The sequence below is a fragment of the Saccharibacter sp. 17.LH.SD genome (assembly GCF_009834805.1).
Lineage (GTDB): Bacteria > Pseudomonadota > Alphaproteobacteria > Acetobacterales > Acetobacteraceae > Saccharibacter.
The window spans coordinates 701,337-707,444 of sequence record NZ_WVHO01000009.1 but is presented as its reverse complement, the minus strand read 5'-3'; the positions used below and the strand labels follow the sequence as shown (position 1 = coordinate 707,444).

Sequence of the window (6,108 nt, the reverse complement as noted above, 5' to 3'; positions counted from 1 at the left end):
GATGAGTGACATCCGTATTAACGCGCAGCTTAATCTTGTTCTTCCCATTGGTGAGGACACTATCGTGCATAGCGCGCCACTCTCACGCGATGTATTTGATTTGAATTGGCGGCTTTTTGCGAAAACTTGGTCGCTGCTTGAAGGCGATGAAATTGGCGTAACGGCCGCCCCAGCCGTGGCTGCAAAGGCGCTCAAGCAAGCAGACCAAGAGAGCGGTGACCAAGAAGCGTCTAAAGCGAGCGCCCTCTTTGCTGAGATTAAACGCACGGCCAATTTTATTCGCCCTTCACAAGAAGGCTATATCCCCGTTCCTCTCGCCTCCGCCATCAATAAAGGCTGGATTGATGAGGATGATCTCGACGAGGTTCTCAACGGCCTTGTTTTTTTTACGCTCGCCTCGCGGGTTCTGCCCAAACAACGAAAAAGCTTCATTTTTCGCTTTCTGCCTGTGTTGCGCGGTGCGGAAATGACCTCATTGAACGCTACGGAATTTGCCGGTTCTTTGCAGAAGTCAACAACAAACGCGCCTTCTGGCGAGACGGCGGCGGCATAATCGCTGATCTCTTCGACTGGATGGCCCACATAGCGCCTCTGGACTGGATTGACAGCCTACAGCGCTTTGAACGCCTCAAAAGCGAGAGAGAAAGGATTTTCGGAGATGCCTGAATCCATTTGGACGATTGGCGTTGAGGATGAGGAATTTCAAAATTACCTCAATAGCGTTCGAGACTATAACGAACTCCTCAAAGAAAGTGCCGCTCTCCTTCAAAGCGCGACCACGCTGACAAGCGGGAAAGATGATGGGCAGCAGCGTGTCAGCACACAAAGCCGCCTGCTCGTTATCACTCAACAGCTTAACGCCGCTAATGATAAGGGCAATTTAAGCGAGCGCGAACGTAACCGCTTACTCCGCGAGCAAGAGCTGCTGCTGCGGAAAAACTCCACCCATCAAAATGATATGATTGGGCAGGCCAAAAACTTCGCCCGCTCACCCGTCGGGAAGGCAACATTACTGGGAGGAATCTCTGGGATCGGTAAAGGTCTCATGTCGATGCTCAATTTGGCGCATCGCTTGACACAATCAGGGAGTGACATTCGGACCAACGCACGCATCACGGGAGTGACGCCGGGCCAATTGCTCGCCTGGCAATCAACCTTCAAATCCTACGGCGGATTCAATAATACTCTCGCCCTGGCCAGCCAATCGCTGACTGATCCCGAAGCAAGAGGAAAACTTCTTAATTTAGGCGTTAGAGGAGAAACGATTAATCGCGGAAACGTCACTGAAATTGGTCGTGAAGCGCTCGCCCGAGAAGCGGAATTATCTCAAAAATACGGGAAAAATCTCACGCCTGTTCTTAATGGTATGCAGTTAGGCAATCTTGCAGAAGACGCCGCCAATTTCCCACGTCTTCAAGCTCAAGAACGATCCACTCTTCTTGAGAGTGAAAAACGGAATGAAACAAGATTAAAGCTTCCGGACAGCACTCTAAAAACATTTAATGATGCCCAGCGCACAAGTGACGTATGGCAGGCTACACGGCAAAAAGACCTCTTCCTGGCGACAGAGAAGACGATCGGCACCATGAGCCAGGTCTCCAACGAGGCGGCTGGTAAGTTGGACGATGCTGCTACGAAGCTGATGCAAGTCGCTAATCAGCTCGGCCCGGGCGGTATGCTGGCAGTGGGAGGCGCGGCTCTCCTTGCCCCAACTCTTATTTCTCTCATCCCTGTTGCCTTGGGGGCTGTTTTTGCGGGGGGCACGGTAACCGCCGTTATTGGCGGCGTTCTCGCTGCTTTAGGGGTCGGGGCCGCCGCCTATGCCGCGTATAAAAGTGGCTTATTTAGTAAGCTTTGGTCCTTTTTTACAGGCGATGATGACCCGCCGTCTAAAAAGGATGACCAGCCAGGGAAAGAGCAGAAACAACTTAACGCCCATTACCAAGACAGTACGGGGTCATGGTCGACAGATGATATGAAGAAGCTTCATGAATGCCTCTGCCCCCCACGCCCTCCCACATGTTGTTGCTCATCCTCAAAAGCCTCTCATGCAGACCAAAAGCAACAGAACAACGCGACCAATGGAGGTGGAGGGAATTCTCCTTCTCCCACAACACTGACCCAAACCCGTTATGATGCTCCCCCGCCTCCCTCCCTCACGGGATCAGAGCAGAACGATAATGGCCAGGGACAGCAAGAGAACATCTCTGATGATCTCCTCGCCGGCGCTGTTGCTATGCAGGAAAGTGGCGGGAACTCGAACGCTATTGGCCCGATGACCCGCTATGGCCGCGCAAAAGGGTTAATGCAGCTTATAGACGCGACCGCCCGTGCGCATGGCGTCACAAATCCTTTTGATGCCTGGCAGTCATGGAATGCCGGGATGGCCGAATTGAAATCCTTACGTAAGCATTATCACGGGGATCTAGAAAAAACAGAAGCCGCCTATAATTGGGGCCGCGGCAATCTTGATGACGACATCAGGAGAAACGGCGATCATTGGCGGGATTATCTGCATAAAGAAACGCGGGATTATATCGCGCACGTGACGAATAATATCAGAACGCATCATGTCGTTCGGATTGATAATCGTACCGGTATGAGTGTGTCCGTCTCATCCCGTCAAAACTCCACCGGAGCAGTCGCATGAGCCTCTCAAGCATTCTTGATAACGTTGGGCGCACCACGTTTAAGCTCGGCTATCAAATCAGCCCGCTGATCCTCACCGGAGGCGTGGCTGAAAAGATGGGCGGGGCGGTGCCAATCATCGTCTATACCCAAGCCGTCGCCCTGCTCAATGGGTTGGTCGCCGGGGGAATCAGCGGCAAGCTGGAAGGCTATGACCTGGATTCCATGTGGTGCCATTGGTCGCCTATGAGTGGTGCAACCCTCGTCGATAACAGCATCGCCGAATATCCTTACGCCAACCAGTCCGTGGCGGCGAATGCGATGGTGGTCAACCCGCTCACCCTCTCCATGCAGATGATTTGTCCGCCTTCTGGCGCGGGAGCAATGGCGACCAAGCTGGCCACATTGCAATCGCTGCAAGTGATTTTGAACAAACACGCCCAGCTTGGCGGTGCCTATATCGTGATCACACCGGGGCAGGTCTATACCGGTATGCTCCTGACCCGCGTCTCGGACACAACCCCCAACCCAACCGCAGCGGCGGCTAGTCAATTCCAATTCGACTTCACCCGCCCGCTCACCCAGAAAAGCGAAAATGTCCAAAAGCAAAGTACGCTAATGAAGAAACTCAGCGGCGGCATGCCCGGCCTAGGCTTTGTGGGGAGTGGGAACCCGCTGGAAAGTGTTTTTAATGGGATAGGACTCTTTAATGGCTGATCTTTTTACCTTCCAACCCGACCCGCAAAGCCTCCCACCCTTCCAATTTCAAACCAGCTTTGCGGAAGGGTTGCGGAGCTTGTCTTTTTATTGGAATGCCGCAGGCGAGCGCTGGTATATGAACATCCAAGACAGCACCGGCACCACCCTGCTCTACGCCCCCCTTATCGCTTCCCCCGTGGGTTATGACATTAACCTGATCCGCTCCATCTCAAGCTCTTCTCTGATCTATCGCGAAGCTAATCAGGTCTTTGAGGTGACGGTGTAGGAGAAGCCATCATGAGCAAAGGAAGCTCTCCTTCTACTGATCTGTCTCGAATGCTTTTTTGAATTAAATTGAGACCATCGACTGACATGGGAATTGAATATTCCAATGAACCCTCGTACACCTCAGGACAGTCACCCCATGAACGTAACAAGGGCGAGCACGAAAATGGTTCTCGATATTAGAGGAGGCTTGAAAAACACCAGGCTAAGCTCCAACCCCTATGTTGTGTTTGAAGAGTTGGTTTCCAATGCTATTGATGCCTTCTTAATCAGGGAGAATTTTTCTACCTCACCCCTGGATATGAAAATTATTCTTGAGGTAGATTTTTACAATGACGATTTGTCAATAGATGATAAATCCCTTACTGCGAAGATATCATGTCAGGATAATGGATGTGGCTTTGGGCCAGACCAACTTGATGCTTTCTTAACAAAAGACACCTCGTATAAAGACGACTTGAACATAACAGGTATTGGGCAGTGCAGAGGAGCGGGAAGAATGCAATTCTTCCATTATTTCTCTCAAGTATCTGTAAAGAGCGTTTATCAAGACGCCAATGAAGCATTCGAGGTAGAAATGCTTTATAATCATCCAGAAAAGCTCATAAAAAGAGAGAGTTTCACAAAAATCCACCTATCTCCCCCAGTGAAGGTAGGAACCCTTATTTCTATGGATGGTTTAAGGAAAGCAGCGCGGGAACGTCTCTATCAGGGAACTACCCTCAAAGAAAAATTCTCTGCTCTACAACTAAAAAATGAAATACTTATTTCTCAAATCCAAAGATTGATTACTCTCAAAGAGAAAATAGGAAATTTTTCCATTGACATTATATGCAAAGAGAACGCTTCTTTTACGAAAGAAGAGATAAATCATAATGATTTACCTGCATTAGCAGATGAAGAATCAATTTCAATTCAAGAGCTCGATCCTAGAACAGGACAACCCCTTCCCGGAAATTATCAGGCTTTCCAAATTTCTCATTATCGCTTAGATGCTAAAACATATAATCTACCCCAAAATATTATTGCGTTCTGTGCTAAATCATCTCCCGTGAAAAATATTACAACAAGGTATCTTCGTACAAAGAAAGAACAAACACAGCCACAAGATGGATTTTATCATATTATTTTAATCGAAAGTCCGTATCTAGATGCGCATGTTAATGTGCAAAGAGACGATTTTATTAATATTCCTGAAGATATACCAAACGAAGATATGTTTATGACAGGAAATATATCTTATAACGGTATTTATGATAATGTAGATGATATAATATATAAAAAAATATCTTCTGCAGATTGGAATAGAGATGACGTCCTTAAAGAAATAAACCAATCATACTCTATTAGTAAACAGATGATTGATGATGTAAAAATTCATATTCGTACAGGAGATACCGCAGGAACCCTGGCAACTCGTGTTCTAAAAAAATATCAAGAACAAAACATTAAAAATACCGAAGAGATACTTTCCCTAAAAGAAGAGATAAAAAAACTCTCTCCAAATGATGCTAATTTTAGAGAAAAACTCGAACATTTATCGTGGAAACAAACGTCTTCTTTAAAGACTCTTGATATTGTTAGCTTAACACAACTTGTCGTATGGCGTAGCACGATCATTGATGTTCTTAGACAAGTTTGCAACCGAGAGCTAAATTTACAGAACAATGGAACAAGACGGAATGATGAGGCATTTATTCATAATATTCTTTTCCCTATGAGAACAGATAGTCTTAAAGAAAAAAATCATGACATATGGATACTCGGAGAAGAATATTTATACTTCGACTACATATCATCTGACTTGCCACTATCGAAAATAAAGTGGAAAGGTAGGGATAATTTATTTAATTCAAATTTAGATAATGATTCTAGGCTGATCTTAAAAAATCGTGCTGAGGCTAATAAATATAAACGGCCTGATATCGCTATATTTAGCGACGAAGGTTCAGTCATCATCATCGAGCTGAAAGCCCCAGGAGTTTCGTTAGATGACCATCAACAAGAACTTTATTTTTATGCTCTTGCCCTTGCTTCCCACTCACAAGGAAAGTTAAAGAAGTTCTATGCCTATCTCATTGGAGATACTATTAATCCAGATTCAATTGATGGGAGTGTTTTTACACCCTTCCCAACGGGGAATGGGTTCTTCCGTTCGGCCGCATTAAAAGATTCAAGAACACAAGCAAATCTTGGCTCTCTATATCAAGAAATACTTTTATATGATGATGTTATTGATAAAGCTGAAAAGCGCATAAAAATTTATCGCGATAAGCTAGGCCTCTCTACCTCTATCGATAAAGGCGTCGTTTAATTATAAGAAAGACCGCCCAAAAGAAGGGGTAGCTTCTCTCTATTCAAAACAACAGCGCCTTAGGGCGCTTTTTTTGTGACCGGCTCCTCAGCTTCCAGGCCTTTTTGAATCAAGCGGCGGATCGCTTCGGCACGATTGATGCCATGCTCAGCAGCCCAAGCATCAATACGCTGCGTTTCTTC

General features: G+C 46.6%; 6 protein-coding genes. 5 read left to right on the top strand and 1 reads right to left on the bottom strand.

Annotation, left to right across the window (positions count from 1 at the left end; genetic code table 11):
- From GS501_RS04585 to GS501_RS04565, 5 genes are all read left to right on the top strand, one after another.
- A partial coding sequence (locus GS501_RS04585) for a hypothetical protein (protein WP_160830638.1) occupies positions 1–553 on the top strand: 553 nt, incomplete at its 5' end.
- A 105-nt stretch (positions 554–658) separates the two neighbouring features.
- The gene (locus tag GS501_RS09850) at positions 659–2,650 is read left to right on the top strand and encodes a lytic transglycosylase domain-containing protein (protein WP_202405295.1); all 1,992 of its coding nucleotides are present in this window, start codon (positions 659–661) and stop codon (positions 2,648–2,650) included.
- Positions 2,647–3,345, top strand: a complete 699-nt coding sequence (locus GS501_RS04575; protein WP_160830637.1) for a hypothetical protein — start codon at positions 2,647–2,649, stop codon at positions 3,343–3,345. Before GS501_RS09850 ends, GS501_RS04575 begins: the two co-directional genes overlap by 4 nt.
- Positions 3,338–3,613, top strand: a complete 276-nt coding sequence (locus tag GS501_RS04570; RefSeq protein WP_160830636.1) for a phage baseplate plug protein — start codon at positions 3,338–3,340, stop codon at positions 3,611–3,613. Before GS501_RS04575 ends, GS501_RS04570 begins: the two co-directional genes overlap by 8 nt.
- Before the next feature lie 165 nt (positions 3,614–3,778).
- Positions 3,779–5,926 (top strand): hypothetical protein, encoded by a 2,148-nt coding sequence (locus tag GS501_RS04565; RefSeq protein WP_202405294.1) that lies wholly within the window; start codon positions 3,779–3,781, stop codon positions 5,924–5,926.
- Between the two features lie 59 nt (positions 5,927–5,985).
- Here the strand turns inward: GS501_RS04565 and GS501_RS04560 are convergent, their stop codons facing one another.
- Positions 5,986–6,093, bottom strand: coding sequence for a hypothetical protein (locus tag GS501_RS04560; protein ID WP_370517940.1), 108 nt, complete (start codon positions 6,091–6,093; stop codon positions 5,986–5,988).
- Positions 6,094–6,108 lie beyond the last annotated feature (15 nt).

Coding starts and splice junctions, on each gene's coding strand:
- GS501_RS09850 (WP_202405295.1), top strand. CDS start 659: ATGCCTGAATCCATTTGGACGATTGGCGTTGAGGATGAGGAATTTCAA.
- GS501_RS04575 (WP_160830637.1), top strand. CDS start 2,647: ATGAGCCTCTCAAGCATTCTTGATAACGTTGGGCGCACCACGTTTAAG.
- GS501_RS04570 (WP_160830636.1), top strand. CDS start 3,338: ATGGCTGATCTTTTTACCTTCCAACCCGACCCGCAAAGCCTCCCACCC.
- GS501_RS04565 (WP_202405294.1), top strand. CDS start 3,779: ATGGTTCTCGATATTAGAGGAGGCTTGAAAAACACCAGGCTAAGCTCC.